Source organism: Hyella patelloides LEGE 07179, from assembly GCF_900659865.1.
GTDB classification, from domain to species: Bacteria; Cyanobacteriota; Cyanobacteriia; order Cyanobacteriales; family Xenococcaceae; genus Hyella; species Hyella patelloides.
Window position 1 is genome coordinate 1 of sequence record NZ_LR214245.1, and the last position, 2,393, is coordinate 2,393.

General features: G+C 39.3%; 2 protein-coding genes. One reads left to right on the forward strand and one right to left on the reverse strand.

Features of this window, described 5'->3' with window-relative positions; all coding sequences use genetic code 11:
* Window positions 1–188 precede the first annotated feature (188 nt).
* Complete coding sequence (locus H1P_RS32735; RefSeq protein WP_144875583.1) at window positions 189–1,070, reverse strand: LysR substrate-binding domain-containing protein; 882 nt, start codon at window positions 1,068–1,070, stop codon at window positions 189–191.
* Window positions 1,071–1,213: 143 nt separating this feature from the next.
* Between H1P_RS32735 and H1P_RS32740 the strand changes: the two genes are divergently transcribed.
* On the forward strand, window positions 1,214–2,350 hold the full coding sequence (locus H1P_RS32740; protein ID WP_144875585.1) for a TRAP transporter substrate-binding protein: 1,137 nt from the start codon (window positions 1,214–1,216) through the stop codon (window positions 2,348–2,350).
* The last annotated feature ends 43 nt before the right edge of the window (window positions 2,351–2,393 follow it).

The following is a 2,393-nucleotide window of genomic DNA, read 5'->3' on the forward strand; positions in this document are numbered from 1 at the left end:
AAAAAAACTGAGTTTCTTGACGATCGGACAGAAACCATGCTCAATCGTCATAAAAAATGGTTTCTTATGGGATCGATGATTTTTCTGTGGCTATGTTTCCAAAGTTTTATGAGCTATCGCAGAGATGAACCATAGCTTAAAAAGCTTCCGATGGGAATCATCTTTATGGGAAGCTTAGAAAAAAGACTTTAAGAGATAATCTTTTCTACAACTTTCAGAAACTCTTGTAATACAGGAGAAGTATGATCTTTTCTCCAAACAACAGCCAATTGTAAGGCGATCTCGACTTCATTCACTTGTTTGTAAACGACTTCTGAATTAATCAGGTTTTGCAGATTAGCAAAGACAAAAGATATACCAAGACCAGCAGCTACCAAGCCAATTCTAGTTTTACTAGCGGGAACTTCTTGTACTACTTTGGGGACAAATCCAGCACTTTCACATAAACTAATAAGGCGATCGTATAATACAGGTCCTTCATCCCGTGGATGCAAAATAAAAGATTCGTTTTTTAATGCTTTTAAGGGCAATTTTTCTAAGGTTGAGAGAGGATGTTCTTTGGGCAAAACAATCGCCAAACTTTCTTCTAAAATGGGTTGTATATTGAAATATTTCTCCTCAATTGGAAGATAAAGAAACCCCAAATCGCTCTCACTTTTTAACAAAGCTTGCACTTGTTCATGTGTGCAATTTTCATTCATAATAATTTCTACATCTGGGTAACTTTCGCGAAAAATGCTCAGGATGTCAGGCAAAATGCTATGAAGAGCAGAAGCAACAAAGCTCAGCTTGATTTGTCCTATTTCGCCACGAGCAGCACGTTTAGATAACTGTACTGCTTTTTGAGCTTGATATAGAAGTTGTTTTGATTCTTTGAAAAATACTGCTCCAGCTTCGGTAAGTTTAATCTGGTGTTTAGTTCGATAAAAAAGTTGTATTTCTAATTCGTCTTCCAAGTTAAGAATTTGTTTGCTTAAAGCTTGCTGAGATATATACAGTCGTTTGGCAGCGCGACTAAAATTAAGCTCCTCTGCAACTGCTACAAAATAACGAAGCTGACGAAATTCCATGACTTTGTTAGTAACTTTTAGTTGTTAATTTAACCTAAAAAAACTGTTGGACAACACTTGAAGGCTCATCTTATGTTGGAAATGTTGGTCTTTGGGTTTTTACACAAAAAAAGTGAAGCACCAGAGGAGAGGAGTTAAATTAAGTGAAAAAAAATCTAACTAGAGACAAACACTCCCGCAGAGGTTTTTTCAAGCAGTCTGCAACTGTATCAGCAGGACTGGGAACTTTGAGTTTAGTGACTAGTTTATCTACACCAAAAATTGCTGCCAAACAGTCTGAGTATCAACTCAAATTAGTTTCCTGGTACGAACCTGATTTCCTGAATCAATTTACTATGACTCAGAGGTTAGCAGATCGCGTTGCTTTGTTGAGTGACGGACGCTTAGCGATCGATGTTATCGATCCCAATAATGCTGGTTTTCCCAGAGAAGAAATCTTCCAAAAAGTCTCTGATGGCACTATCGATATGGGAAGAACCCTATCTTATTATTGGAATGAGCCACTACAACGACCCCTCGATTTCTTTTTTGTCATTCCTTTTGGGTTAACACAGAAAGAATTTACTACTTGGCTATATTATCTGGATGGTCAAGCACTGTGGGACGAGGTATATAGTAATTATGGAGTAAAACCCTTTTTGTGCGGTTCGTTGGATGCTCAATCTTTTGGCTGGTTTAAGCAAGAAATTACCTCGCCAGATGATTTAAGAGGTCTTAAGTACCGCACTACAGGGCCAATGCTCGATATTATGCAGCGCGTAGGCGCAAACCCCGTCAATTTAGGTGGTGATGAAATTTTAGCTGCTTTACAGGACGGAAGGATAGACGGTGCTGAATTGGTTGGCCCTGCTGCGGATATTCAGTTTGGTTTCGAGGAAGTAGCACCATATCAATATTGGCCAGGTTTTCATCAGCCAATGGGCGCGATTGAATTGATAGTTAATCAATCCCGTTACGAGCAATTACCTGACGATCTTAAAGCAATATTAAAGGCTGCTTGCCAAGCAGAACACGATTTAACAATGGCTCAAATGCACCTAATGAATGCTCAAGCTCTACAACAACTAGATCGCTCTGGCAAAATGCAACTCCGCCGTCTTCCACCCGATGTGCTAGAAGTTGTAGGAGAAGCATCTATGGAATGGATCGACGATCTGGCAACTAATTCTGACAGTTTGACGCAGCGTATAGCCAAGTCTTATCTGGAAGCGCGATTGCTTCTCAAACCTTGGTCGGAAATTTCTGAAGGTTGGTTTTTAGCTGGACGAGAAACAATTTAACCCACCTTCCGCACGTCAAAGTGTAATATAAAGTAATCAAAAA

Bases quoted from the DNA above. Each gene is read 5' to 3' on its own strand.
- H1P_RS32735 (WP_144875583.1), bottom strand. From the start codon at position 1,070: ATGGAATTTCGTCAGCTTCGTTATTTTGTAGCAGTTGCAGAGGAGCTT.